The 23,984-nt window shown below is 71.3% G+C and carries 27 protein-coding genes; 8 read left to right on the top strand and 19 right to left on the bottom strand.

Annotated elements, in window-relative coordinates:
- Positions 1 to 151: 151 nt before the first annotated feature.
- The 3 genes from ABZO31_RS29440 to ABZO31_RS29430 all read right to left on the bottom strand — a co-directional run bounded on the left by ABZO31_RS29440 (position 152) and on the right by ABZO31_RS29430 (position 3,962).
- Positions 152 to 1,405 (bottom strand): acyltransferase family protein, encoded by a 1,254-nt coding sequence (locus ABZO31_RS29440; RefSeq protein ID WP_406864349.1) that lies wholly within the window; start codon positions 1,403 to 1,405, stop codon positions 152 to 154.
- A gap of 2 nt (positions 1,406 to 1,407) precedes the next feature.
- Complete coding sequence (locus ABZO31_RS29435) at positions 1,408 to 3,483, bottom strand: bifunctional polysaccharide deacetylase/glycosyltransferase family 2 protein (RefSeq protein ID WP_406865522.1); 2,076 nt, start codon at positions 3,481 to 3,483, stop codon at positions 1,408 to 1,410.
- A gap of 242 nt (positions 3,484 to 3,725) precedes the next feature.
- A complete protein-coding gene (locus tag ABZO31_RS29430) occupies positions 3,726 to 3,962 on the bottom strand; it encodes a hypothetical protein (RefSeq protein ID WP_406864348.1) in 237 nt (78 codons plus the stop codon).
- A gap of 360 nt (positions 3,963 to 4,322) precedes the next feature.
- Between ABZO31_RS29430 and ABZO31_RS29425 the strand changes: the two genes are divergently transcribed.
- The 3 genes from ABZO31_RS29425 to ABZO31_RS29415 all read left to right on the top strand — a co-directional run bounded on the left by ABZO31_RS29425 (position 4,323) and on the right by ABZO31_RS29415 (position 5,847).
- Positions 4,323 to 5,273, top strand: coding sequence for a glycoside hydrolase family 16 protein (locus tag ABZO31_RS29425; protein ID WP_406864347.1), 951 nt, complete (start codon positions 4,323 to 4,325; stop codon positions 5,271 to 5,273).
- Between the two features lie 80 nt (positions 5,274 to 5,353).
- Entirely contained in the window at positions 5,354 to 5,692 is a 339-nt protein-coding gene (locus ABZO31_RS29420; RefSeq protein ID WP_406864346.1) for a carboxymuconolactone decarboxylase family protein, read from the top strand.
- Entirely contained in the window at positions 5,692 to 5,847 is a 156-nt protein-coding gene (locus ABZO31_RS29415; protein ID WP_406864345.1) for a hypothetical protein, read from the top strand. Before ABZO31_RS29420 ends, ABZO31_RS29415 begins: the two co-directional genes overlap by 1 nt.
- Positions 5,848 to 6,049: 202 nt before the next feature.
- Here the strand turns inward: ABZO31_RS29415 and ABZO31_RS29410 are convergent, their stop codons facing one another.
- Positions 6,050 to 6,682, bottom strand: a complete 633-nt coding sequence (locus tag ABZO31_RS29410; RefSeq protein ID WP_406864344.1) for a type III effector protein — start codon at positions 6,680 to 6,682, stop codon at positions 6,050 to 6,052.
- Between the two features lie 128 nt (positions 6,683 to 6,810).
- On the opposite strand from ABZO31_RS29410, the gene ABZO31_RS29405 reads away from it, so the two are divergent.
- From ABZO31_RS29405 to ABZO31_RS29385, 5 genes are all read left to right on the top strand, one after another.
- A complete protein-coding gene (locus ABZO31_RS29405) occupies positions 6,811 to 7,242 on the top strand; it encodes an Hsp20/alpha crystallin family protein (protein ID WP_406864343.1) in 432 nt (143 codons plus the stop codon).
- Between the two features lie 103 nt (positions 7,243 to 7,345).
- Positions 7,346 to 7,741, top strand: a complete 396-nt coding sequence (locus ABZO31_RS29400) for a DUF2267 domain-containing protein (protein ID WP_406864342.1) — start codon at positions 7,346 to 7,348, stop codon at positions 7,739 to 7,741.
- A 59-nt stretch (positions 7,742 to 7,800) separates the two neighbouring features.
- Positions 7,801 to 8,244: a DUF2267 domain-containing protein gene (locus tag ABZO31_RS29395; RefSeq protein WP_406864341.1), complete on the top strand. Its 444-nt coding sequence runs from the start codon at positions 7,801 to 7,803 to the stop codon at positions 8,242 to 8,244.
- 340 nt (positions 8,245 to 8,584) lie between these two features.
- A complete protein-coding gene (locus ABZO31_RS29390) occupies positions 8,585 to 8,836 on the top strand; it encodes a DUF6400 family protein (RefSeq protein WP_406864340.1) in 252 nt (83 codons plus the stop codon).
- Complete coding sequence (locus ABZO31_RS29385; protein ID WP_406864339.1) at positions 8,820 to 9,053, top strand: hypothetical protein; 234 nt, start codon at positions 8,820 to 8,822, stop codon at positions 9,051 to 9,053. Before ABZO31_RS29390 ends, ABZO31_RS29385 begins: the two co-directional genes overlap by 17 nt.
- 3 nt (positions 9,054 to 9,056) lie before the next feature.
- Here the strand turns inward: ABZO31_RS29385 and hypE are convergent, their stop codons facing one another.
- From hypE to ABZO31_RS29310, 15 genes are all read right to left on the bottom strand, one after another.
- On the bottom strand, positions 9,057 to 10,130 hold the full coding sequence (gene hypE / locus ABZO31_RS29380; RefSeq protein WP_406865521.1) for a hydrogenase expression/formation protein HypE: 1,074 nt from the start codon (positions 10,128 to 10,130) through the stop codon (positions 9,057 to 9,059).
- A 4-nt stretch (positions 10,131 to 10,134) separates the two neighbouring features.
- Positions 10,135 to 11,289 carry a hydrogenase formation protein HypD gene (gene hypD / locus ABZO31_RS29375; protein ID WP_406864338.1) on the bottom strand — a complete coding sequence of 385 codons (1,155 nt, stop codon included), beginning with the start codon at positions 11,287 to 11,289 and terminating at the stop codon, positions 10,135 to 10,137.
- Positions 11,286 to 11,606 (bottom strand): HypC/HybG/HupF family hydrogenase formation chaperone, encoded by a 321-nt coding sequence (locus ABZO31_RS29370; protein ID WP_406864337.1) that lies wholly within the window; start codon positions 11,604 to 11,606, stop codon positions 11,286 to 11,288. Before ABZO31_RS29370 ends, hypD begins: the two co-directional genes overlap by 4 nt.
- Before the next feature lie 10 nt (positions 11,607 to 11,616).
- A complete protein-coding gene (gene hypF / locus ABZO31_RS29365; protein WP_406864336.1) occupies positions 11,617 to 14,055 on the bottom strand; it encodes a carbamoyltransferase HypF in 2,439 nt (812 codons plus the stop codon).
- The gene (gene hypB, locus ABZO31_RS29360) at positions 14,052 to 14,747 is read right to left on the bottom strand and encodes a hydrogenase nickel incorporation protein HypB (protein WP_406864335.1); all 696 of its coding nucleotides are present in this window, start codon (positions 14,745 to 14,747) and stop codon (positions 14,052 to 14,054) included. Before hypB ends, hypF begins: the two co-directional genes overlap by 4 nt.
- Before the next feature lie 2 nt (positions 14,748 to 14,749).
- The gene (locus ABZO31_RS29355; protein ID WP_406864334.1) at positions 14,750 to 15,145 is read right to left on the bottom strand and encodes a hydrogenase maturation nickel metallochaperone HypA; all 396 of its coding nucleotides are present in this window, start codon (positions 15,143 to 15,145) and stop codon (positions 14,750 to 14,752) included.
- Between the two features lie 163 nt (positions 15,146 to 15,308).
- Positions 15,309 to 15,449, bottom strand: coding sequence for a DUF6893 family small protein (locus ABZO31_RS29350; RefSeq protein ID WP_393649807.1), 141 nt, complete (start codon positions 15,447 to 15,449; stop codon positions 15,309 to 15,311).
- Entirely contained in the window at positions 15,446 to 15,967 is a 522-nt protein-coding gene (locus tag ABZO31_RS29345; protein WP_406864333.1) for a hydrogenase maturation protease, read from the bottom strand. Before ABZO31_RS29345 ends, ABZO31_RS29350 begins: the two co-directional genes overlap by 4 nt.
- Positions 15,964 to 17,361, bottom strand: a complete 1,398-nt coding sequence (locus ABZO31_RS29340; RefSeq protein ID WP_406864332.1) for a hypothetical protein — start codon at positions 17,359 to 17,361, stop codon at positions 15,964 to 15,966. The genes ABZO31_RS29345 and ABZO31_RS29340 overlap by 4 nt, the downstream gene beginning before the upstream one ends.
- On the bottom strand, positions 17,358 to 17,996 hold the full coding sequence (locus ABZO31_RS29335; protein WP_406864331.1) for a DUF6084 family protein: 639 nt from the start codon (positions 17,994 to 17,996) through the stop codon (positions 17,358 to 17,360). The genes ABZO31_RS29340 and ABZO31_RS29335 overlap by 4 nt, the downstream gene beginning before the upstream one ends.
- Positions 17,993 to 18,661 carry a DUF5947 family protein gene (locus tag ABZO31_RS29330; protein ID WP_406864330.1) on the bottom strand — a complete coding sequence of 223 codons (669 nt, stop codon included), beginning with the start codon at positions 18,659 to 18,661 and terminating at the stop codon, positions 17,993 to 17,995. The genes ABZO31_RS29335 and ABZO31_RS29330 overlap by 4 nt, the downstream gene beginning before the upstream one ends.
- Positions 18,658 to 19,215 (bottom strand): hypothetical protein, encoded by a 558-nt coding sequence (locus ABZO31_RS29325; RefSeq protein WP_406864329.1) that lies wholly within the window; start codon positions 19,213 to 19,215, stop codon positions 18,658 to 18,660. The genes ABZO31_RS29330 and ABZO31_RS29325 overlap by 4 nt, the downstream gene beginning before the upstream one ends.
- Positions 19,212 to 20,996 (bottom strand): nickel-dependent hydrogenase large subunit, encoded by a 1,785-nt coding sequence (locus ABZO31_RS29320; protein ID WP_406864328.1) that lies wholly within the window; start codon positions 20,994 to 20,996, stop codon positions 19,212 to 19,214. The genes ABZO31_RS29325 and ABZO31_RS29320 overlap by 4 nt, the downstream gene beginning before the upstream one ends.
- Before the next feature lie 92 nt (positions 20,997 to 21,088).
- Positions 21,089 to 22,171: a hydrogenase expression protein HypE gene (locus ABZO31_RS29315; protein WP_406864327.1), complete on the bottom strand. Its 1,083-nt coding sequence runs from the start codon at positions 22,169 to 22,171 to the stop codon at positions 21,089 to 21,091.
- Between the two features lie 56 nt (positions 22,172 to 22,227).
- Complete coding sequence (locus tag ABZO31_RS29310) at positions 22,228 to 23,937, bottom strand: hydrogenase maturation protein (protein WP_406864326.1); 1,710 nt, start codon at positions 23,935 to 23,937, stop codon at positions 22,228 to 22,230.
- Positions 23,938 to 23,984: the final 47 nt, after the last annotated feature.

The following is a 23,984-nucleotide window of genomic DNA, read 5'->3' as shown; positions in this document are numbered from 1 at the left end:
GCTCAGCGGCGGCCGGTGCACTGCGGAATCCGGAGAGTCGGCCGGAGTGGTGTGCCCCCGGCGATCGGCGATCGGTGGTCGAGGTCGCCCGGGCAGCACGTCCGCGGATCGGACGACCCGCGTCAGACACCGGCCCGGTGCATGACCTGCGTCAGGCGCCGGCCCGGCGCCTGCCCCGCACACGGCGCGGGTATGGGAAGAGCCGCGGAGAGCGTTTCGCGGCCACGTCCTCGATCCAGCCGAAGGTCAGCACCAGCAGTCCGGTCAGTGGGATCGCCACCATCAGCGGGAACCACTGACTGCTCAGCAGCCACCGGAAGTGCTCGTAGAAGAAGCCGACGGACCAGAGGGGGTCGATCAGGGGGATGGCGGCCACCAACGCGGTCTGGTGCCAGAGGTAGACGCTGACGGCGCGTGCGTTGAGCAGACTGATCAGGCCGTTCCAGCGTTCCAGCGGCCGGGGCCACCGCTCCCAGGAAGGGCTGATGTGGAGCAGGAGGGCGACGAAGCCGAAGGACCACAGGGCCTGGGCGACCGGCCAGCTCTCGATGTCGGTGTGCACGGTCGGATCGACCGGTCGGGTCTGCAGGTACCACCAGCCGGCCACCATGATCAGCGGCGCGACGGACGGCACGATGTACTGCGGGATCTTCTTGAGCAGGCCCTCCTGGTGGGCCATGCCGAGGATCCAGCAGGAGCCGAAGGTGGCGAAGTCGCTGGTGTTCTCCCAGACCCGGCCGTAGAGGAACTCCTGGTCGATGAAGAACGTGTTCATCACGATCGCCAGGGCGAGCGGCGCGCACAGCGTCATCACCGGCATCCGCCGCAGCGCCCACAGCATCAGCGGTGACAGCAGGACGAACCAGAGGTACGCGCGGAGGTACCAGAGCGGGACGATGATCTGCACGGCCCAGCCCTGCCCCACCAGGTGGTCGAAGCCGTTCAGGGCTTCGGCGTACGGCGGAGTGCTCAGCGGCAGGATCCAGAACAGCAGCTTGCCCCACCACCATTCGGGGTGCCCCTCGGCGTCGGGCCCGTCGCCGTCGAGGATCTGGGCGGTGACCACGATCGCGCCGAACAGCCACAGCGGGGGCAGCAGGCGGCGCAGGCGGCCCCGGATCACACCGAGGGCGGGCCGGCTGAGCGAACGGGCCATCAGCAACCCGGCCAGCGCGAACATCACGCCCATCGACGGGAAGACGACGGGCAGCCAGAACCAGCCGAAATTGTGGTAGATCACCACGCGAACCAGCGCCAGCGCCCGCAGCAGGTCGAAGTAACGGTCCCGGCCGCCCCTGCCCTTGGACGGTGCCGCCGGCTCCGGCTCCGGCTCCCGTTGCGGGAAGACGGGGATGCGGAGCTGGACGGTGTCCTTGGTGCCCCCCAGCTCGAAGGATGCGGTCATGGTCAGGCCTCCACCGGTGCGGCGACCTCGCCGGTGCGCCGGAGCTTCTGCCAGCGCAGTCGGCCGCCGGTCAGCGCCGTGATCGCGGACTGCAGCAGGACGATGTACATCAGCTGCCGATAGACCAGCTGCTGGATCGGCAGGCTGATCAGATGCAGGGGCTTCTCGCCGTCGAGCCGGAAGGCGTACCAGGACAGCACGGCCTGGAGCAGGATGAAGCCGCCCCAGCTGGCGAGGGTGATCGGGGCGTCCGCGAACAGCACGCCGTACAGCAGGAACATGTCGACCAGCGGCGCGAGCAGCGGGGCGACCACGCCGAACATCACGACGAGCGGCAGCCCGAGCCGGCCGAAGCGCCCGGCCGGGCCGCGGGAGGTCACGGCGCGCCGGTGCTTCCACATCGCCTGCATGCTGCCGTAGCTCCAGCGGTACCGCTGGGACCAGAGCTGCTGGAGGCTGGCGGGTGCCTCGGTCCAGGCGCGGGCGCGTTCGGCGTAGACGATCCGCCAGCCGTCGCAGAGCACCGCCATGGTGATGTCGGTGTCCTCGGCGAGGGTGTCGTCGCTCATCCCGCCGACCCGCCGCAGGGCGTCCTTGCGGAAGGCGCCGACCGCGCCGGGGATGGTCGGGATGACGTTGAGCATGTCGTACATCCGGCGGTCCAGGTTGTGGCCGAGGACGTACTCGATGTGCTGCCAGGCGCCGATCAGGCTCTCGCGGTTGCCGACCTTGGCGTTGCCCGCGACCGCGCCGATCGCCGGGTCGCCGAACGGCTGGACCAGTTCGCGCACGGTGGACGGTTCGAAGACGGTGTCGCCGTCCATCATCACGATGATGTCGTGCGACGCGGCCGCGATACCGGTGTTGAGCGCGCTGGACTTGCCGCCGTTGGTCTTGCGGATCAGCCGGACGAACGGCAGGGCCATCGCCTCGACGATGTCCGCCGTGCCGTCCGTGGAGCCGTCGTCGATGACGATGACCTCGATCGGATAGTCACTGGCGATCAGCGAGTTGAGGGTGTTCGCGATGCACTCGCGTTCGTTGTAGGCCGGGACGAGGACGGTGACCGGCTCGGTGACGGGTGGTCCCCACGCGTCCCGCCTCCGGGAGCGGCGGGCGTGGAGCGGTGCGAGGACGAGCATCAGCGCGAACCGGCCGAAGTTGAGGAAGCCGACGACAGCCAGCAGCGCGACCAGCACCGGCAGGGTGAGCACGGCGGCCTGGCTGGCCCAGATGAACCCCTTGCCCGCCCACAGCTGGTAGCCGTGCACCGGCACGGTGGCGTCGGTGGCGCCGAGCGCCTCGGAGACGGTGGCGAAGCGGTACCCCTCGCCCTGCAGCTTCACGATGATCTGCTCGAGCGCGGCGAGGGTCTCGGTACGGTCGCCACCCGCGTCGTGCAGCAGGATCAGCTCACCCGCGCCGGGCTTGCGCGGCATCGCCGCCTTGACGATCGCGTCGACGCCGGGACGCTTCCAGTCGTCGGTGTCGCGGTCGATGAACGCGGTGAGGTAGCCGTGGGAACCCACGTACTTGATCACCGGGTAGTTCCAGTTGTCGAGCGCCGATGCGTCGGAGGAGTACGGCGGGCGGAACAGCGCGCTGTGGACGCCCGCGACGCCGGCCAGAGCCAGCTGCGTCTGCGCCAGCTCCCAGCTGATCCGGGCTTCGGACTGGTACACCAGATCGGGGTGGGTGAAGGTGTGCACACCGATCTCGTGGCCGCCCGCGACGATCTGCCGGATCAGCTCCGGGTGGCGCGTGGTCATCGCGCCGGTCACGAAGAAGACCGCGTGGATGTCGTGGGCCTCGAGCACGTCCAGGATCTTCGGGGTCCACTCCGGCGAGGGGCCGTCGTCGAAGCTCAGGACCACGGTGCGGTCGGGGATCCGATAGCTCACCGGGCGCTCGTTCTTGTCGCCGCGCGCGTCGATGACCGGGCCGCCCTTGAGCAGGTTGCGCGGCACCATCGTCTTGTCGACCGAGGTCGCGATCCGGTCGTCGTGGAAGGCCTCGTTGGTGGCGAGGCCGCGCAGAACGAGGAGCGCGAGCAGGCAGGCCAGCAGGGACAACGGCATGAAGAAGCGCAGCGGCGGCGCAGCCAGTCGGCGCGGTCTCAGCAGGGACTGCCGGCGACGCTGGTGGCGGGACAAGGGCGCTCCTGGAGATGGGTGGTGCGGACGATCAGCGCTCGGCCGGCCGGTAGGCGTTGCTCGGGGCGGCACGATGGTCGCGGTATGCCGTGGAATGTCGTGAAGTTCGGCGTGATGACGATGTGATGGCCGACTTTTCGGGTGGGATGTCGCAGATCACCCCCCCTCTAGGGCAAGGAGGGCGAAAGGGGTCCCCTGGTGGGCATGTACGCGGGCTTCGGCGGAATCTCCATCGCCGGGGCGTCCGACTGCATACCGATCAGGCTGCCGCCCATGGCGGCCGCCAGGATCGCGCCGACCACCGAGACCGGCCAGCCGAAGCGCCGGAACAGACGGCTGCGCAGACCTGACTGGTCGACGAACACCGGTGCCGGAGCGGGCTCCTCAAATCGAGATTCGGCCACGCCAGGAGGTGTCTGGTATGCCGGGTATGCCGATTCACGCCCAAAGGGTGTGGTGGCTTGGCGCATCTACTGTGGCCTTTTTGTGCAGAGTTCGTGAACGGCTGAAGCGTAGAGCGGAGAGTAACGCAGGACCTGGTTCGAAGTGGGCGTGATGGGCGTATTTGACATGATCTATTCAGGAGTCGTGATCAAATCGGTACACCAACGGGCACATTTCGAACCGAAGATGGCCAGGTCGCACTCATGAGGCGGGATGGCTTGAAGCCTTCGCTAGGATGACCCCCCAATTCATGTGATCAGTGATTGATCCCCCTACGACGGGCGTGTCCAGACACCGCCTCTACGCCCCAAGGAGCCCGCGTGCGCCAGCCCCGCCGCACCTCTCGTCGCCGCGCGTGGACGGCGCTGACGCTGCCCGCCCTCCTGGGCGTACTCGCCGCGTGTTCCGCCGACCCCGTGGCCGGCGGGGGCACCGACGCCGCCGGGCCCGCGCGGGACGCCTCGCCGACGCCCACCGGACCGCCGGGAACCCTGTTCGACAGCTTCGACTACACCGGCGCCGACGACCCTTCCCTCGCCACGCACGGCTGGGAGATCCGTACCGGCGGGGGCGGCCCGGGCATCAAGGACACCTGGAGCGCCGACGGCGCCGAGTTCCTCTCCGACACGACCGCGCAGGGGGGCAAGGTCCTGCGCCTGCGGTCCTCCACGGACGGCACCGAACAGGGCACCGAGCAGGTCGAGGTGCAGACCACCGGCAAGAACTTCTTCACGGGGACGTACGCCGCCCGGGTCCACTTCAGCGACAAGCCCACGACCGGCCGCGACGGCGACCACGTCGTCCAGACCTTCTTCCCGATCTCGCCCTCGGACTCCTCGGAGAACTACAGCGAACTCGACTTCGAGTACCTGCCGAACGGCGGCTGGGGTTCGGTGGGGCCGCAGCTCGACAACGTCAGCTGGTACAAGGCCGACCCGCCGGACCGGGTCCACAACACCCTCAAGAAGCGCCTCGCTGGCTGGCACACCCTGGTGATCACCGCCATGAACGGCAAGGTCACGTACTCCCTGGACGGCAAGGACCTGTTCACCAGCTCCGGCAAGTACGTCCCGCGGGAGCAGATGGACATCCACTTCAGCAACTGGCTCATCGACCTCCCCTTCACCGGCGGCCCGCGCACCTGGGACATGAAGGTCGACTGGGTCTACTACAAGGCCGACGCCGCCGTCTCCCCGGCGGACGTCCAGAAGACGGTGGACGGCTTCCACACCACCGGCACCGACTACGTCAACACCGTCCCGAGGCCCTGATCCCACCCGCTGCACGATCGTCCCGCCGGAGGACCGCCGGCGGACTTCACCCGTGACGTGCCGCCGAGTTCGGTTTCGCCGTGGGCACGACCGTCGTGCTGCTGCCGCGCGCGGAAGCCCGGCTGGATCGGCCTTCCCGGGTGGGGCGTGGGGTACGGGTCACCTGCCGCATCCGGGGCGGCTTCAACGGCTCCCCTCGGGAGATCGAGGCGGTCCCGTGGGTGTACGAGGGCCACGGCCAGCTCCACGACAGCGCAGTGGAATCCGGAGCGCTGGACGTCGAGACCGAGGAACTCGTCGCGCTGACCATCGCCGTGAGCAAGGAGGGCGACGGCTGCATCGCCCATCACGCCCAGGCCGCCGTCCGGCACGGCGCCACCGAGCAGGAGGCAGCCGAGGCGATGGGGTCGCCATCCTGATGAACGGCGGGCCGGGCACGGTCTACGACCCGCGCCTTCGCCGCCTTCCGCGAGTGGGCGACCAGCCGGAGGAGTACGACCCGAAGCTGGACGTGGACTTCACCCCGCTGCACGAGCCGGACGAGGCCGCGGCCCGGTTCGGTCAGGCCGCCTGAAAGGCCGGGGCCGGTCCGCAGCCCGGCACGAACCGGCAGCTCGACACCTTGGCCACTCACTGCGTTCCCCCTCGCCCAGCCCCTGCCGGGTGAGGGAGGGGCCAGGGGCCCCAGGCCGGCGCGCGCGGTCTCCTGGTCTCCGCTCGTTCACCCACCTGGGGGCGGGGCTGACCGGGCTGTTGTTGCGGTGCGCCGGGCGGGGTCAGGGGGGTGTGAGGGTGTCGAGCCGGGCGGCGAGGTCGGGGTGGGTGGCGGCCAGGTGGGGGCGGGCGGCGGCCAGGGGGGCGATGAGGTCGGCGGGGTTGTCGTGGGCGAGGGCCGCGTGGAGCTCGCTGAGCGGGCGGCGGGCAGCGGGGGGCAGGTCGGTGAGTGCGGTGATCTGGCCGGCGAGGCGGCGCAGGTCAGCCGCGTTGCGGCGGGCCCAGGCGACGGCGGTGCGGTCAGCGGCCCGGGCCTGGCGGGTGGCCGTCACACGTTCTTCGCCGGTGGTCCCGGCGGGGCCGGGACGGCCGCGCAGGTAGCGGCGCTCGGCGGCTTGGCGGCTGGCGACGCCGAGGGGATGGGCAAGGTCGGCCCAGCTGGCGCCGGCGTCGCGTGCGGTTTCGATCAGGCCGGTTTCCCATCCGGCGAGCTGCTCGCGGACCTGCCGCAGCAGCATCAGGGAGGCCAGCGCCTGCTCCGGCCCGGGACCGGGGGTATCGGAGATGCCCTTGGACTCTTGCTGGGCGGTGCGCAGGGCGTCGTCTATGGCGTGAAGGGCCGCCGCGGCGGCGAGGAACGACGCCGGGCTGTGGGCATCGGCGCTGGGCGAGGACGGCTGGTCGGCCGGCGTCACGGGCACCTCCCTCGGGTTGTCATCAGGTCGACGACTTCATGTTTGTCATCCATTGGATGACATGTTACAACGGTGTCAGTGAGGCGCATTGGCAGTAACTGCCTGAACCTGCTGGAGGTGTTTTCACGATGTTGATGCGCACTGACCCCTTCCGCGAGCTGGACCGGCTGACGCAGCAGCTGATGGGCCCGAGTACCTGGTCGAGGCCGTCGGCGATGCCGATGGACGCCTACCGCGAGGGCGACGAGTACGTTGTGGCCTTCGACCTTCCCGGTGTCACCCCGGACGCGATCGACATCGACGTCGAGCGGAACATGCTGACCGTCAAGGCCGAGCGGCGGCCCACGGCGAAGGCCGACAACGTGCAGATGGAGCTGTCCGAGCGGCCGCTGGGCGTCTTCTCCCGCCAGATCGTGCTCGCCGACGCCCTCGACACCGAGCACATCGAGGCCGACTACGACGCGGGCGTGCTCACCCTGCGCATCCCGATCGCCGAGCGTGCCAAGCCCCGCAAGATCTCCATCGGCGTCGGGACCGGCCACAAGGAGATCTCCGGCTGACACCGGCCGGACCGGTGCGGAGGACGGGCACCCTGATCTCCCCCCCTCACCCGCCCTCCGCACCCCTACGGGCAATCCGAAGAAGTAAGGGGTGGCGGCCGAGATGACTTTGCGACGCGAAGCGTTCCTCGACCACGTCAAGGAACGCGGCGAGTACGGCACTGCAGAGGAAGCCGAGCGCGCGGCCCGGGTGGTGCTCGCCCTGCTCGGCGCGCACCTGGTCGGCGAAGTCCGCGCCCAGCTCGCAGCCCGCCTGCCGGAGGACTTCGCTCTGATCCTGCTCAACCCGCTGCAGAGCGCCGAACCGCTGCCCCCGGAGCGGTTCGTCCGGGCGACCGCAGCCTGGATCGAGGGCGCCACCGAGCAGACCGCGACCTGGGACGTCAGCGCCGTCCTGTCCACGGTCGCCGACACCGCGGGCGAGGACCTGCTGGGGCAGATCCTGCTCCAGCTCCCGGTCGGCTACGACCTCCTCTTCGGCCGCCCCCAGCCCACCTGACCAGCGGTGCCGCACACCGGCACCGCTCCACCCCGGCTTCATGAAAGGCATGCACCACAGTGATCACCGACGTGCGCGCACCGTCTGAGCACCAGCAGCCGTACGGGACGGCGTACGAGCAGATGCTGGAGAAGGTCCGCTACGAAGGCGCCTACCCCACCCGTGAGAAGGCGGAGGATGCCGTCCGCCTGGTCCTTGCCGGGCTGGGACGCCAGCTGACCGGCGACGAACGCGTCGACCTGGCCGCCCGCCTGCCCCTGGAGGCCGCACGCCTCCTGACCGCGCAGATCCCAGACACCCGGCCGCTGACCGGATGGGCCTTCGTCAAGGACCTCGCCGCCCGCTCCGGCGCCTCCCTGGCCACCACCCGCTGGGACACCGGCTCCGTCTTCGCAGCCGTCGCCGCCCACGCTGGCCCCGACCTCATCACCCGCATCCTCCGCCGGCTCCCCACGGGCTACGCGCTGCTGTTCGGCCAAGCCGAACTCAACCCGGCCGCGTAAACGGCCACCCCGCGCCCGGCGTGCCGCGACAAAGGACCTCCGGCGGCCGGACTCGGTGAAGTCCCCGATCACTTACCCGCAAGGCCCGTGGGCGTCGGGGCTCGCAGGGTGAGATGCGACACAGCGGCACGAGGTGGGGTGGTCCTTCCCGAGGCGGCCTCCCGTGGACCGGGCCGTCGCCCTGCCCCGTCTCATGGCGGTTCCGGGCCGCTCGCCCCATCGCGGGAGCCGCGCGCACAGCTCGGGAGGTGATTTCCGCCCTTCCGCGCCCGGTACCCGCTCTGGTAGACGTGGCGGATCCCGTTCGATTGTCCGTCTCAGCACCGTCGAAAGCACCCCCATGAACCAGGACTCCGATCCCCACCACGTCACCTTCACCATCGACCTCACCGTCGAGGAGGCCCGCCGACGGGCCGAGGTCGTGGCGGCGCTGGGGCCCGACTGGGACCCGGTGGCCGTACTGCGGGAGGAGCAGGCCGCGCACGACCTGCTCTATTCGGGCCTGGACGAGGCGCAGCTGCGGATCCACTCCATGCTGGTGGCCGCAGGTGTGCTGCCGGGACGGGAGCCGGGCCGTGCGGCTTCCCATTGACCCCCACGCCGACCGGGCCCGCCGGGCCTGGGTGGCCTGCCCGGGCTGCGACGACGCCCGCGGCTGCGGGCCCTGCGAGGAGCGCCGCAACTGCTCGGAGCACTGGCGTTATCTGATAGCCAACAAGGGGCCCGAGGTCCACCTGCAGTGCCCGAACTGCACCCACACGTGGACTCTCGACACCGCCCGCGACCGCCGCCGCGGTACGCCGGGCTGACCGTCAGCAGATGCGCGGCAGCTGCTCCCCGAGCGGCATGTCCACCACGCGCGTACCCCCGAGGCCGGTACGGGCGACCACCATCCCCGGATGCGCCTCGACGGCCTCCCCGATCACGGCCGCCCCCGCGCCCAGCGGATGCGCGTGCATCGCGGCGAGTACGGCGTCGGCCTGCGCACGCGGGACGAAGGCCACCAGCTTCCCCTCGTTCGCCACGTACATCGGGTCGAGACCGAGCACGGCGCAGGCGTTGGCGACGGGGGCGGGGACGGGCACGGCCCGTTCCTGGACGACGACGCCGGTGCCCGACGCGGCCGCGATCTCGTTGAGAGAGGCCGCGAGGCCCCCGCGGGTGGGGTCACGCAACACGTGCAGGTCCGGGGTGACCGCGAGCATCGCTTCGACGAGGCCGCCGAGCGGCGCGCAGTCGCTCTCGATCTCGACCCCGAACTCCAGCCCCTCGCGGACGCTCATGATCGCCACACCGTGGACGCCGACGGGGCCGCTGACGATCACCACGTCGCCGGGCGCGACGCGCTGGGGCCGCAGATCGACGCCCGGAGGGATCAGACCGATGCCAGAGGTGTTGATGTAGACGCCGTCGCCGTGGCCGGCCTCCACCACCTTGGTGTCGCCGGTGGCGACCTGGACGCCCGCCGCGCGGGCCGCCGCGCCGAGCGCGTTCGCCACACGGGTCACGACATCGGTCTCCACCCCCTCCTCCAGGATGAATCCGCACGAGAGATAGGCGGCTCGGGCACCGCTCATGGCGAGGTCGTTCACCGTGCCGTTGACGGCCAGGTCGCCGATGCTTCCCCCGGGGAAGAACAGGGGGCGCACGACGAAGGAGTCGGTGGAGAAGGCCAGCCGGGCGCCTCCGAGTTCGACGGTCGCGGCGTCGGTGGTGACCGAGAGCGCGGGGCAGCCGAAGGCGGGCGCGAAGATCTGCTCGACCAGCTCGGCGGAAAGGGCGCCGCCTCCGCCGTGGCCCATCACCACACGTGGCTGGTCGCGCAGCGGTGCGGGACACGTCCAGGCGAGCATGTCGGGCGCCTGCGCCCCGTGGGTGTCGCGCATGAGCTCAGACAACGGAACTTCCCTCCAGAGCCGGGGAGTCGATCGCCGGGGACTTCGGCGAGGGGGTGCCGAGGTCGAGCCGTCGGTAGAGGTAGTACGCGGCGCAGGCGCCCTCGCTGGAGACCATCGTGGCGCCCAGCGGGGAACGGGGCGTGCACGTCGTACCGAAGGCCTCGCACTCGTGCGGCTTCAGCAGGCCCTGGAGCACCTCGCCGCTGCGACACTCGGCCGGTTCGCGGGTGTCGATGCCCTCGACGGAGAACCGGTGCTCGGCGTCGTGTTCGCGGTACCGCTCCGAGAGCCGCCAGCCGCTGTCCGGAATCACGCCGATCCCGCGCCACGCGCGGTCGGTGACCTCGAAGACGTCGTCCAGCATGGCCCGGGCCGCGGGGTTGCCGTCGGGCAGGACCGCGCGCGGGTAGGCGTTGTCGACGGTGTGCTCCCCGCGCTCCAGTTGGAGCACGGTCCGCCGTACGCCTTCGAGGATGTCCAGCGGTTCGAACCCGGTGACGACGATCGGAACCCGGTGGCGTGCGGCGAGTTCGGGATACTCGGCCGTACCCATGACGCTGCACACGTGCCCCGCGGCCAGGAAGCCCTGGACGCGGCAGTCGGGGGAGCGCATGATCGCCTCGATCGCCGGGGGAACCCGGACGTGGGAGACGAGCAGGCTGAAGTTGCGAATGCCGAGCTTGCGCGCCTGGTGGACCGTCATCGCGTTGGGCGGCGCGGTGGTCTCGAAGCCGATACCGAAGAAGACCACTTCGCGGTCCGGGTTCTGCTGGGCGATCCGCAGTGCGTCGAGCGGCGAGTAGACGACCCTGACATCGCCGCCCTGCCCGCGCACCTGGAACAGGTCGCGGTCCGTACCGGGAACCCGGAGCATGTCCCCGAACGAGCAGAAGATCACGCCGGGGCGGGAGGCGATCTCAAGCGCCTTGTCGATCACCTCGAGCGGTGTCACGCACACGGGACAGCCCGGCCCGTGGATCAACTCGACCTCGGGTGGGAGCAGTTGGTCGATCCCGTGCCGGATGATGGTGTGGGTCTGGCCGCCGCAGACCTCCATCAGGGCCCAGGGCCGCGTCACGGTCGCCCGGATCTCGTCGAGCAGCCGCCGGGCCAGCCCGGGGTCCTGGAACTCGTCGATGTACTTCACGGCCGCACCTCTCCGGCCAGGCTCTCATCCGCCGGCCGCTCGTTGCCCGTCGCTTCGGCGGCCGACTCCCACGGGTCGCCGAACTCCTCCTGGAGCATGCCGAGGGTCTCGAACAGCTCCAGCGTCTTTCTGGCCGACTCCTCGTCCAGACGCTGCAGGGCGAAACCGACGTGGACGATGGCGTACTCACCGGGCTTCAGGTCCGGCAGGTACTCCAGGCACACCTCCTTGACCACACCGCCGAAATCGACCGTGGCCATCCGGGTGCCGTCCCGGTCCTCGACGTCCAGTACTTTTCCGGGTACCGCCAGGCACATGGGTGTCTCCTCACTCTCGCTCTCGTCGTGGGGTGCCGGGGGCCGCCCCGCCCGTGACCCGGGCGGCCACGACGAGCTGGCCGAGTGCCAGACCGCCGTCGTTCGGCGGGATCAGGCGATGGCGCAGCACGGTGAAGCCGTCCTCCCCCAGTCCTGCGGCGCAGGCCGAGGAGAGCACCGTGTTGGCGAACACTCCCCCGGTCAGCGCGACGGTCTCCACGCCGGTCTCGGCGCGGGCGGCGACGCAGACCGTGCGGACCAGTCGCGCGACGGCGTGGTGGAACCGCGCGGCGACGACAGACGCGGGCGTCCCGTCGAGCACGTCGGCGGACGCCGCCGCCAACACGGGCGCGGGGTCGGCGGTGAGCGGCGTACCGGCCCGCGGCGGGCCGATCCGGAAGGTGTACCGTCCGTCCGCGGCGACGGCGGGTGCCTGCAGGGCCGCAGCCTCCAGCTCGATCGCGGCCTGCGCCTCGTATCCCGCGTGGTGGCAGATCCCCGCGAGGGAGGAGAGAGCGTCGAACAGGCGCCCCATGCTGGACGTGGGAGCGCAGTTCAGCTGGCGCGCCAACTGCCTCTCGAGAAGCGCGAGTTCTCCCGGCGCGCAGGCTCCCGTGCACGGCAGTGCGGGGTCGGCGGCGAGTCCTGCGGCCCGGAGATGGGCCAGCGCCATGCGGTAGGGCCGCCGGACGGCCGCGTCGCCGCCCGGCAGGGGTACGTAGGCCAGGTGGGCGAACCGCCGGAACGCGGCGTAGTCCGCGAGCAGGAACTCACCGCCCCACACGGCGCCGTCGAGGCCGTAGCCCGTGCCGTCGAAGGCGACGCCGATCACCGGAACCTTCCCGTCGAGGCCGTTCTCGGCCATCGCCGCCGCGACATGCGCGTGGTGGTGCTGCACCGGGACGACAGGCCGCCCGGCTGAACGGTCCCGGGCCCAGCGGGTGGACCGGTAGGCGGGGTGACGATCCGCGGCGAGCAGACCGGGCCGTACGCCCGTGACGGACTCGAGCTGCCGCTCGGCGGAGGTGAGGGCGAGCTGGGTGGCGAGGTCGTCCATGTCGCCGATGTGGGCGGAGAGCCATGCCTGGCGTCCGGCGCCGAGGCAGAAGGTGTTCTTCAGGTCCCCTCCGACGGCGAGGGCGGGGGCGACCTCGACGGGCAGCGTGACCGGCAACGGTGCGTAGCCCCGGGAGCGGCGCAGCGTCAGCTGCTCGCCGTCGCAGACGCGGACGACGGAGTCGTCGCAGGGCACATGGATCGGACGGTCGTGCATCAGCCAGGCGTCCGCCAGACCGGCGAGCCTGGTCAGTGCCTCCACGTCGTCCGTGACGATGGGTTCGCCCGAGAGGTTGCCGCTGGTCATCACCAGCAGCCGGGGCCCTTCCCGGTCTGACGCGCCGAGACCGAGGAGGAGATGGTGCACGGGGGTGTACGGGAGCATGAAGCCGAGGTCGGGGCTCCCGGGGGCCACCGCCCGCGCCGGGGCGGCTCCCCGGCGCGGCCGGGCGTCGCCGCGGCGGCGCAGCAGGACGACGGGCCGGACGGCGCCGGTGAGGAGTTCACATTCGAGCGCGCCGAGGTGCGCGAGGGGCTGGATGTCCGCGAGGTCCGCGGCCATCATCGCGAACGGTTTGTCACCGCGCGCCTTGCGGCGGCGCAGTTCGGCGACCGCGTCGGGGTCCGTCGCGTCGCAGGCCAGGTGGTAGCCGCCCAGGCCCTTGACGGCGAGGATCGCACCGGCGGAGAGCATCCGGCGTGCGGCGGCGATCGGGTCGTCGCCGGGGGCGGCGGCGGAGTCCGAATCGGTGCCGGAGGAGGCCCGGCCGTCCGGTGCGGTGGCCAGGCGCAGCCGGGGGCCGCAGTGGGGGCAGGCGACGGGCTGTGCGTGGAAACGCCGGTCGGCGGGGTCCGCGTACTCGCGTGCGCAGTCCGGGCACATCGGGAAGCCGGCCATGGTGGTGTGGACCCGGTCGTACGGCAGACCCGTGACGATGGTGAACCGCGGGCCGCAGTGGGTGCATGTGATGAACGGGTGCAGATACCGCCGGTCGGCCGGGTCCGCGAGCTCCGCGAGGCAGTCGTCGCAGGTCGCGGTGTCCGGCGGGACGAGCGTGCGGACGGCGCCGCCCTGACGGGAGGGCACGATGGTGAATCCGCTGCCGCCGCTCGCGGTCACCTCGGCCGCCTCGACGGACTCCACCCGGGCCAGGGGCGGGGCGTCGGGGGCGAGGCGGGCGCAGAAGGCGGCGACGTCCGCGGGGTCTCCCTCGACCTCCGCGACGACGCCGTCCGGCGTGTTGGTGACGTGGCCGGACAGGCGCAGCCCGGTGGCGAGGGCGTAGACGAAGGGCCGGAAGCCCACACCCTGCACGACGCCGCGGACGACCACACGGCTGCGCCGCGGGGCCGTGGCGGGTGCGGGTGCGGGTCCTGGGCGCGCCGTGGTCACGCGCCGGCCCGGGCCATCACCGGGGTGTGGACACGGTTCCCCTCGGCCGCCGCGAGGGCACGGTCGAGGAGTGCGCCGGCGCCCCGGCCGTCGCGCACCGAGCTGAGGACGACCTCGACTCCGGGGTTGACCTGCTCCACGTGGGCGCGGAAGGCCGTCTCGTCGAACTCCGCCGCCTCGGTCATGTCGGTCTTGGTGACGATCACCAGCTGGGCGAGGCCGAACGCGGTGGGGTACTTGAGCGGCTTGTCCTCCCCCTCGGTGACCGAGGCGAGGACGACCCGGAGCGACTCGCCCAGGTCGTAGCCGGCGGGGCAGACGAGGTTGCCGACGTTCTCGACGAAAAGCAGCCTGGTGGACTCGGGCAGCCAGTCGTGCAGGTGCCGGGCGACCATGTCGGCCTCCAGATGGCAGAGGCCGTCGGTGAGCACCTGCTTGACGGGGGCGCCCGAACGGGCAAGGCGGCGGGCGTCGTTCTCGGTCGCCAGGTCGGCGGTGAGCGCGGCGGCGGTGACGCCCCGTTCGCCGGCGAGCCGCAGTTCACGCTCCAGCAGGGCGGTCTTGCCGCTTCCCGGGCTGGAGAGCAGGTTGACCACCGTGGTGCCGCGGGCGGTCAGTTCGGTGCGAAGGATCTGTGCCGCGGCCTCGTTCTTGGCGAGGACGGCACGCTGGAGATCGACTGCTCGGCACATGCTCAGCTCTCCTCGGTGATCGGTTGGCGATGTTCTTCGCGTGCCGTCTCGGGGTCGGCCCAGCAAACCTCCCGGATCCGGAGTTCCCGGCCGGAGACGAGTTCGTCGGCTGCGGCCCCGCAGCGGGGGCAGAGGAGTCGCGGCGGCATGCCGACCGCCCAGACCTCGGCGCACGGTTCGCAGCGCGCGGTGCCCGGGACGGTACGGGTGATCAGCTCGGCACCCTCGACGACGGTTCCGGCGCAGGCGAGTTCGAAGCAGAAGGCGAGGGCGTCGGCGACGACGCCGGCCAGCTCGCCCACGTCCAGCTCGATGCTGCGGACGCCGGTGGCCCCGCGGGACCTCGCCGCGTTCTCGACCTGGTCGACGACGGCGACCGCGAGGGACATCTCGTGCATCGGTCTCCGTCCTGTGCGCGGGGGTGGGCCTCGGGCGCCATTAGAGGACGGGCGGCCACGGGGCTCCGCCCGGCGCGCCGGGACCGCACGGCGGTGTCGTCCGTTCGGTGCAGCCGCTCGCGCGACGGGCCGAGGCACGTCACGCCGTGGACACCGTGGGGGGTCACATCCTGGTGATGCGCAGGTAGCGCCGGAGGTCGGGGAGGACTCCCACGACAACGGCCACGACGGCCAGGGCTGTGGTGACTGCGGCGGCGGTGCCGACGACGTTCTTGGACATGGTGCTCTCCGTTTCGGTGTTCATACGGCGGCTTCCTGGCGGACCAGTTCGGTCACCATGCGCACCGCCTCGGGCACGGCGGCGGCGACCTGCGGGCTGAGCCCGATGCCCTCGTCGAGGCAGGCCGGTTCGCAGCCGACGACGAGGATCCGCCGTGGCGGCGCGGCGCCGGTCCCCGCGCACAGGGTGTCGAGCAGGGCGAGGACGGCGTCGGGGGTCATCCGATGGCCGTCGAGCGGCGCGGGCTCCTTACCGGAGGCGCGGTCGCCGGGCGCCGAGGCGTCGATCAGATGGAGCGTCCCCGGTTCTCCGCCGCGAGAGGTGACGTCGACGAGGACGAGGGTGTCCCAGCCGTCGAGGAGTTCGTAGGCGAGGTGGACGCCCCGGACCCCGACGTCGACGAGCTCGACGGAGGCGGGGAGATCCTCCCGGGTGAGCCGCCGCAGGGTCTCCACGCCGAAGCCGTCGTCGGAGAGGAAGATGTTGCCCACCCCGGCCACGAGGGTGCGGCGCGCCCGGGGTTCGGGCGCGGGGCCGTTCACACGTCCTCCAGGGCTTCGACCTCGTCGGGCTGGAAGTAGAGGAACCGGCCCTGTTCGCGGCGGATGTCGGCGCCGGGGTCGTCCTCCACGGTCACCGCGATGTGGACCCCGCCGTCGACGTCGTGGAGGACCGCCTCGACCAGCGCGCTGCGCCCGTCGAGGAAGAGGTCCTGTGCGTCCGTGCGGCGCAGCCGTGGGCGCAGGACGACCCTGCTGCCCGCGCGGACCGCGCGTCCGTCGACGAGGACGTGGTCGTTGCCCGGATCGACGCCGGTGTCCCCGCCTGGGTCCCACCACGGCGTCTCCGGTTCGAGGATGTCGCCGGCCGGCTTCGGTGGCCCGGTGACGCTCTGGAGGCTCCGTACCGCTCCGTGCAGACGCTCGAGGACCTCGGGCGGCATGGTGTCCGCCAGCTCGATCACCGCCGCGGCGCGGGCATCGGTTCCCCTGGCCTCGCGCTTCTCCTCGTCGGTGAGGGCCGCCGTGCGCAGGGCGAGGATCTCGTCGATCTCGGTCGCGTCGTAGAGGGCCCCCGGGCTCTCGGGCGCGATGGCCGGGTGGTCCTCGAGGATGATCGGCGAGGAGAGCATCAGGTCGGCACGGCCGGGTTCGCCGGCCAGGACGGGCCAGGTGTGCAGGTTGCGGCAGGCCGCGACGGCGCCCCTGGCCCACTCCGGCGGATCGGTCATCGACAGGAACGAGCCTCCGTCGATGCGGAGCAGGGTGTGGGTGGCGACGAGGGAGTACGGCAGCGCCGCGTGGCGGTCGGTGTCCCGCTCGGCTGCCCAGGCGCTGGTGTTCTCCACCGTGACCGAGAGGCGCTCGACACGGTACGGGCCGTCGAGTTCGGCTGCCGAGATCCGCACGGCGCCGCTGATCTCCTCGCGGCGGCGAACGAGCCGGCCGAGGACGCGTCCGTCCGGGTCGGCGACCTCCTCCGCCTCTTCGGCGGCGGGCCGGGCGAAGGGCAGGGCGATGCCGTCGCCTTGCAGGTCGCCGACGGGGACGACGAGGGTGACGCGTTCCTCGACGCCCTCGTCCCAGGCCACCAGGACCCGGTCGGCCAGGCGGAGTTCGCCGGTCGGCGCGAAGGTCCCGTCCTCGCGGAGTCCTTCGACCGTACGCCGCTGGGCGCGCAGGAAGCGGACCTCCACGGCGAGTTCGGCGCCGGTCCGGGGCTCCATGAGGCACTCGGTGAGCTGGAAGTCGTGCTCCTCGGCGGCGGCGCTCCAGGAGGGCGGCACCAGGACCCCGAACTGCCAGCGGAGCCGGTTCTTCGCGGCGGACGCCCGGTACGGATAGAGGACGTACCCCTCGAAGAGGACGGCGTCGGCGACGTGCCGGGCGACGGCGAACCGCGCCTCGGTGCCGGGGGTGAAGTCGACCGTGGTCATCGTGTCCTCTCCCCCGCCTCTTCGAGCAGGGACTCGACGGTGGCCTCCCACGACGGGAGGGCCCGGCGCGAGCGGTACGCGAGCAGGGCGTCCATCGCGTCACCGGGGAGCCGGATCCATCCGCAGCCGGGGAAGTGCTGGTCGATCATCTCCCTCCACACCTTCACGGGCATGCGGTGGGAGACCTCCTTGTCCCAGGGAACGGGCTCGACGTGGAAGCCGCCGGCACCGGTGAAGGCGGTGCCGGAGAAGAGCAGGAGCAGTGGGACGTCGCCGTCGGAGAGCGCCCGGAAGTAGCGGGACGCGGCGATGTCGGTGTCGTAGGTGCACGGCACGGCGAGGTCGGTCTCGATCTCGCCGGTGAAGCCGGGCACCATGACGGAGGCCTGGGCGAACTGGACCGGGTTCAGACTGCTGCCCCACCTGGAGCGTTCGCCGAACAGATCGCCCAGGGCCGCGGCCTCGTGGTCGTCGTAGCCGCGCCGGGCCGGTTCGATCCGGATCTGGCAGCGCAGGGCCATGGCGTGAACCCGGGTACCGCCGGTCGCGGTGATCCGCAGCCGGAACACGAGCGTGGGTCCGGCCGCGTAGGCGTCGGCACGGACGTCGGTGCAGCCGAAGGAGAACTCGGTCACTGCCGGCCCCCCTGCGACTCCCGGGCCAGACCACGGACACGGGCGAAAAGGGCGTCGAGGTCCGCGCGCGCCTCCGCGCCTCCGTCGAAGCCCTGCCAGCGCAGTCGCATGCGGCCCACCAGCTCGTAGCAGAGGTCGATCGGCACGAGGAAGCATTCGGTGCGGCCCTCGTGGCGGCGCAGCAGCAGGGCCTCCACGTCGGGTTCGAGGTGGGTGGCGAGCCGCGTGGCGCCGAGGACGCACTGCCAGGCCTCTTCGTCGGGTTCGCTCTCGGTGGCGCCGGCGGGGCTCGGGTAGAGCGCGACCGGCCGGTCGAGTGCGGAGTTGCGGAAGAAGAAGGCCACGGAGACCGGGATCCTCAGCGACTCCCACGCCCGGTCGTCGATCCGGTGGCCCGGGTCGCTCAGGAAGCGGCCGGGGACCGTCCGGAACCGCCCCGGGGAGGCGGCGGAGCGGTCCATGAGTTGCGCGCACGGACCACAGGCGCAGACCAGGGCCCGCTTGTCCGTGTCGACGAGATGCGGGTGACGCTCCTCGGCCGCCAGCGGGGCGCCGCACAGTTCGCAGCGCTCCTCGCGAGGCGGGCGGGGGGCGGTGAACCGGCGCAGGCCCGTGGGTCCCGGCCGGGCCGGGGGCTGCACGGTGCTGTTCGGCGGCCCGCTCACGAGGCGGCCGATGAGCGGCCGTCCGCGCCCGCGAGCGACGGACGGGTGCCGATCTGGAGCAGCGCCGGTTCGCGGGGACCGCCGCTCTCCAGCTCCACGCCCGTCACCTCGGGGGCGAAGCAGGCGAGGGCGTCCACGGCCGCCTGCCGGGCGGACTCCCGGGTGCCGGAGCAGCCGCAGCCGGCCGAGGCGGTGGCCCGCAGCCGTAGCACGCCTGTCGCCGGGTCGAATCCGGCGTTCTCCACGGGCTGTGGCAGGGCGGACAGGGCGCGGTCGATACGGGTCGGAGCGTCCTCGGGGTGCAGTCCGTGCAGGTTGAGGAGGCTGGCGACCAGTGCGTCCGCGAGCAGCGGGCCCATCGGGTCGGCGGGCGGCCGGGCGGCGGGGCGCCCGAGAAGCTCGACGACGCGGGCGATGCCGCTGCCGTAGAACTCCATCAGGACGCGTACGACTTCCTCCGCCGCCGAGCAGGCCGCGGCGTCGCCGCTCTCTGCCAGCCGGTCCAGGACCTCCTCGACCCGTCGGCCCGCCTGTTCGGCGGTCGCCGCGCTCATCCGGCCAGGCCGCTCAGGCCGGTGGGCACGTGCATCTGCTTCACAGTCCGGCCGTTGCCCGTGTACATGTGGACGCCGCACGGCAGACAGGGGTCGAAGCTGCGCACGGCGCGCATGATGTCGATGCCCTTGAAGTTCTCGGGGGGGTTCTCCTCGAAGATCGGGGTGTTCTGCACCGCGTCCTCGTACGGACCAGGGGTTCCGAACGTGTCCCTCGTGGAGGCGTTCCACGGCGTCGGCGGGTATGGGTGGTAGTTGGCGATCTTGCCGTCCCTGATGACCATGTGATGCGAGAGGACGCCCCGTACGGCCTCGGTGAAGCCGACACCGATCGACTCGTCCGGCACGTCGAACTTCTCCCACGTCTGCGTACGTCCGGCGCGGACCTCCTCCAGGCCCTTCTCGGCGCAGTGCAGGGCGACGGCGGCCGCGTACGCCTGGAAGTAGGTCCGGGCGCGGTTGCGCTCCAGGGCGTTGCTCCACTTCGGGATCTTCCACTCGAAGGTGGTCTCCGGCTTGGTCATGGTCCGGGGGAGGTTGATGACGACGCTGTGTCCGGTGGCCTTGATGTAGCCGATGTCGACGAGGCCGGAGAGGGCGGTGGACCACAGGCGCGCGATGGGACCGCCGCCGGTGTCCAGTGCCAGGTGGTCCTTGCCGTCGAACCAGCGCGGGGACATGACCCAGCTGTACTTGTCGTCGAAGTTCCGCTTCTGCGGGGCCGGGATGGTGTGCTGGTTCCACGGATGGCGCGGGTCGACCGGGTTGCCCAGCGGGTCGTGGGTGACGAACTGCTCCTGTCCCTGCCAGTCCTCGTAGTACGAGCTGCCGAGCAGGATGCGGATGCCGAGGTTGATCTCGGTGAGGTCGTTGGTCACCAGCTTGCCGTCGACGACGACGCCCGGGGTGACGAACATCTTCCGTCCCCAGTCGGTCATGTTGGCGTAGGTGAAGTCGCAGTGCTCGGGGTCGTTGAGGGCGCCCCAGCAGCCGAGCAGCACGCGCCGACGGCCTACCTCCTCGTAGCCGGGCAGCGCCTCGTAGAAGAAGTCGAAGAGGTCGTCGTGGAGCGGGACGACGCGCTTCATGAACTCCACGTACCGCATGAGCCGGCTCATGTAGTCGGTGAAGAGCTGGACCGAGGCGATGGTGCCGACGCCGCCGGGGTAGAGCGTGGAGGGGTGGACGTGGCGTCCCTCCATCAGGCAGAACATCTCCCGGGTGTAGCGGCTGACCTGCAGCGCCTCCCGGTAGAACTCTCCTTCAAGGGGGTTGAGCGAGCGCATGATGTCGGCGATCGTGCGGTAGCCGTGCTCGGCGGCGTGCGGGGCTTCGGTGCGCTCGGCGAGTTCAAGGACCCCGGGGTTCGTCTCGCGGACCATCTTCTCGCAGTAGTCGACCCCGACCAGGTTCTCCTGGAAGATGTTGTGGTCGAACATGTACTCGGCGGACTCGCCGAGGTTGATGATCCACTCGCCGAGGTGCGGCGGCTTCACGCCGTACGCCATGTTCTGCGCGTACACGGAGCAGGTGGCGTGGTTGTCACCGCAGATGCCGCAGATGCGGCTGGTGATGAAGTGCGCGTCGCGGGGGTCCTTGCCCCGCATGAAGACGCTGTAGCCGCGGAAGACGGAGGACGTGCTGTAGCACTCCGCGACGCGCTTCTGCTTGAAATCGATCTTGGTGTGGATGCCGAGACTGCCCACGATCCGGGTGATGGGATCCCACGCCATCTCCACCAGTCCGGAGCCGTCACCCGTCGTCTTCGTCGGAGGTGCCATGGTCGTTGTGGTGCCCTTCGTGAGCTCTTCGACTTCGCGAACAGTGGAGTTGGTCGGGGGGTCTGAACGGGATGCGGGAGATCAGGTGGCGGTCACCAGGGCGGGCGGTAGCCGGTGGTGACCCGCTCTCCGGTGTGCCGCCACTTCGGCTCCTTGTCGACGGTCCTGGCCGTCATGCCCCGGAGCCGGCGGATCACCGAGCCGTACACGCCGCTGGCAGATACCGAGACCCTGGCGCCGGGAGGTTCGTCCATGAACGGCATGAACTTGTCCGGGAATCCGGGCATGGTGCACGCGATGCAGATGCCGCCGACGTTCGGACAGCCTCCGACGCCGTTGATCCAGCCGCGCTTGGGGACGTTGCACTTGACGACCGGTCCCCAGCAACCCAGCTTGACCAGGCACTTGGGCGAGTCGTACGTCGAGGCGAACTGGCCCTGCTCGTAGTAGCCGGCGCGGTCGCAGCCTTCGTGCACGGTCGCCCCGAAGAGCCAGGTCGGACGGAGCTTGTCGTCCAGCGGGATCATGGGAGCGGAGCCGACCGCCTGGTAGAGCAGATAGGTCAGTGTCTCCGCGAAGTTGTCCGGCTGGATGGGGCAGCCGGGCACGCACACGATGGGGATGCCGGCATGCGACTTCCAGTCCCAACCCAGGTAGTCCGGGAGACCCATTGCTCCGGTCGGGTTCCCGGCCATGGCGTGGATGCCGCCGTACGTGGCGCACGTGCCGATCGCGACCACGGCGAGCGCCTTGGGCGCCAGCCGGTCGATCCACTCGCTGGTGGTGATGGGCTGGCCTGTCTCCGGGTCGTCGCCGAAGCCGCTCCAGTAGCCCTCCTGCTTGATGGCCTCGTTCGGGATGGATCCCTCGACGACCAGAACGAACGGGTCGATCTCGCCCCGCTCCCCCTTGAAGAACCACTCGATGAACGTGTCGGCACCGCCCACCGGGCCGCACTCGAAGTCGATCAGCGGCCAGTGGACCGCGATCCTGGGCAGTCCCGGCAGCCCCGCGAGGGCGATCTCCTCGATGCTGGGCTGCATGGCGGCGGTCAGGGCCACCGAGTCGCCGTCGCAGCTCAGACCGGCGTTGATCCAGAGGATGTGGATCGGCTTCTCTTCGCTTCCGGGTGCGGCGTCCTGGTCCTGGACCGGGGCCGGATCTACTGCGCTCATCAGTCGCCTCCCGAGGAAGGGTGGGGCAAAGGTCTCATTTCAGACCTAGGTCTTGATTAACAGTCGGCCGTTCCGGCCACGCCCGCACCCGGGCCGTCCGGGGACACCGCTCGGGAAGCCTCCTTCCGGACGAAGGACCGGCGCAGTGCGTGGTAGCTCGCGGCGGGATCGTCGAAGATCCGCCGCATCCTGGAGAGCTCCTGCGCGCGGTGGGTGGCGAGGGGAGCGACGGACTCCCGGCGCTCGTGCTCCGCCTTCTTCGCCGCGATGCGTGGCTGGAGGTCACGGGATGCCAGGCGGAGGGCCAACCGGGTGACCTCGGCGGCGAACCCCCCGGGCCCGCAGTGGACGACCTGGTCGATCAGACCCATGTCGAGCGAGGCTGCCGCGGACACCGGCCGGGCCTCCTCGGTGAGCCGAGCGGCCAGGGCCGGACCCACCTTCCCGGGCAGGGTACGGGTCCAGTACTCCGATCCGTACAAGCCCATGCGCCGGTAGTGCGGATTGAGCACCGAACCGGACCGGCACCACACCTCGTCGGCCGCCAGGGCGAGCATCACCCCTCCGGCGGCGGCGCTGCCCCCGATCGCGCTGACGACGAGCCGGTCGGTCGTGGTGAGGACCGCCTCGACCAGGTCGTTCATGGCGTTGATGTTGGCCCAGGACTCGGCCGCCGGGTCGGCGGCGGCCTCGATGACATGCAGATGGATGCCGTTGGAGAAGAAGTCGCGCTGTCCGCCCAGCACCAGGACGGATGTGGGGCGCCTACGGGCGGTCTCGTACGCGCCCAGCAGGCGGCGGCACTGGTCGGTGCTCATCGCCCCGCCGGGGAACGTGAACGACAGGACGCCGACCGGTCCCTGCTCGCGGTACCGGATGTCGGACCAGGTACGCCTACCGGGCTCCGCCCGCTGTCCGGTCCGTACGGGTGCCGGGAGTTCGGGGAGCTCCGGCAGTCGGCCCGCGAGAGCCAGGGTGGCGGGAAGCTTGCAGGCACGGGGCCGGCCCGGCCCGGTGCGAGCGCGGAGCTCGGGGATCCACACCGCGCCGTCCACCGTGGCGCGACAGATCGCGCCCGCCCGGGTGGCGAGCAGTTCGCCGGGCCTTCCGCGCAGCCGGTCCTCCGCGTGACCGCCGTGCAGGAACCACTCGGCGCCGAGCAGCCGGTCGCGTACGCCGGGCTGGGAGTCGGCGGCCCGCAGGGTGCGCAGAACGGTCTCGGTGGTGGCCTCGCGCCACAAGATGCGGCGCGCCTCCTGGCGGAGAGCGGGACGGGCGCGGATCTCGCCGGTCTGCTGAGCCGGTGTCACCCCGGCGGCGACCCGCTCGACGGCGAGGAGCACGGCGGCGACGGCGGCGTCGGACAGCTCGTTGCGGTACAGATCGCTCTTGCCGACCTCCGGGACGCGGAAGGCGGCGGAGGCCCAGACGTCGCCCGCGTCCATCTCCTCGTCTGCCTGGAGGACGGTGACGCCCCACTCGTCGGCCCCCTCGTGGATCGCGTGGTCCAGCGAGGTCGGCCCCCGGTCGCCCACGGGCCCGGGGTGCACGATGAGGCAGCGATGCGCCGTCCACACGTCCCGGGGTACGACGGCCTTCAGCATGGGTGCGACGACCAGGTCGGGCGCGTGGCGCGCCACGGCCTCACGCACGGCTTCCCCGTCGGGGGTGACCTCCACGGGAACGGTGTGCCCTCGGTCGCGCAGCTCGACCAGGACACGCTGGGTGAGGCTGTTGAAGCTGCTGGCGATGAGCAGGATGCGCATGGGCGGCCCTTCCGGATCGCGGCGGACGGTGCGGCCCGGGGAACTCG

This window comes from Streptomyces solicamelliae (genome assembly GCF_045348655.1).
GTDB classification, from domain to species: domain Bacteria; phylum Actinomycetota; class Actinomycetes; order Streptomycetales; family Streptomycetaceae; genus Streptomyces; species Streptomyces solicamelliae.
The sequence above is the reverse complement of the archived record's forward strand: the minus strand, read 5'-3'. Positions and strand labels throughout refer to the sequence as shown.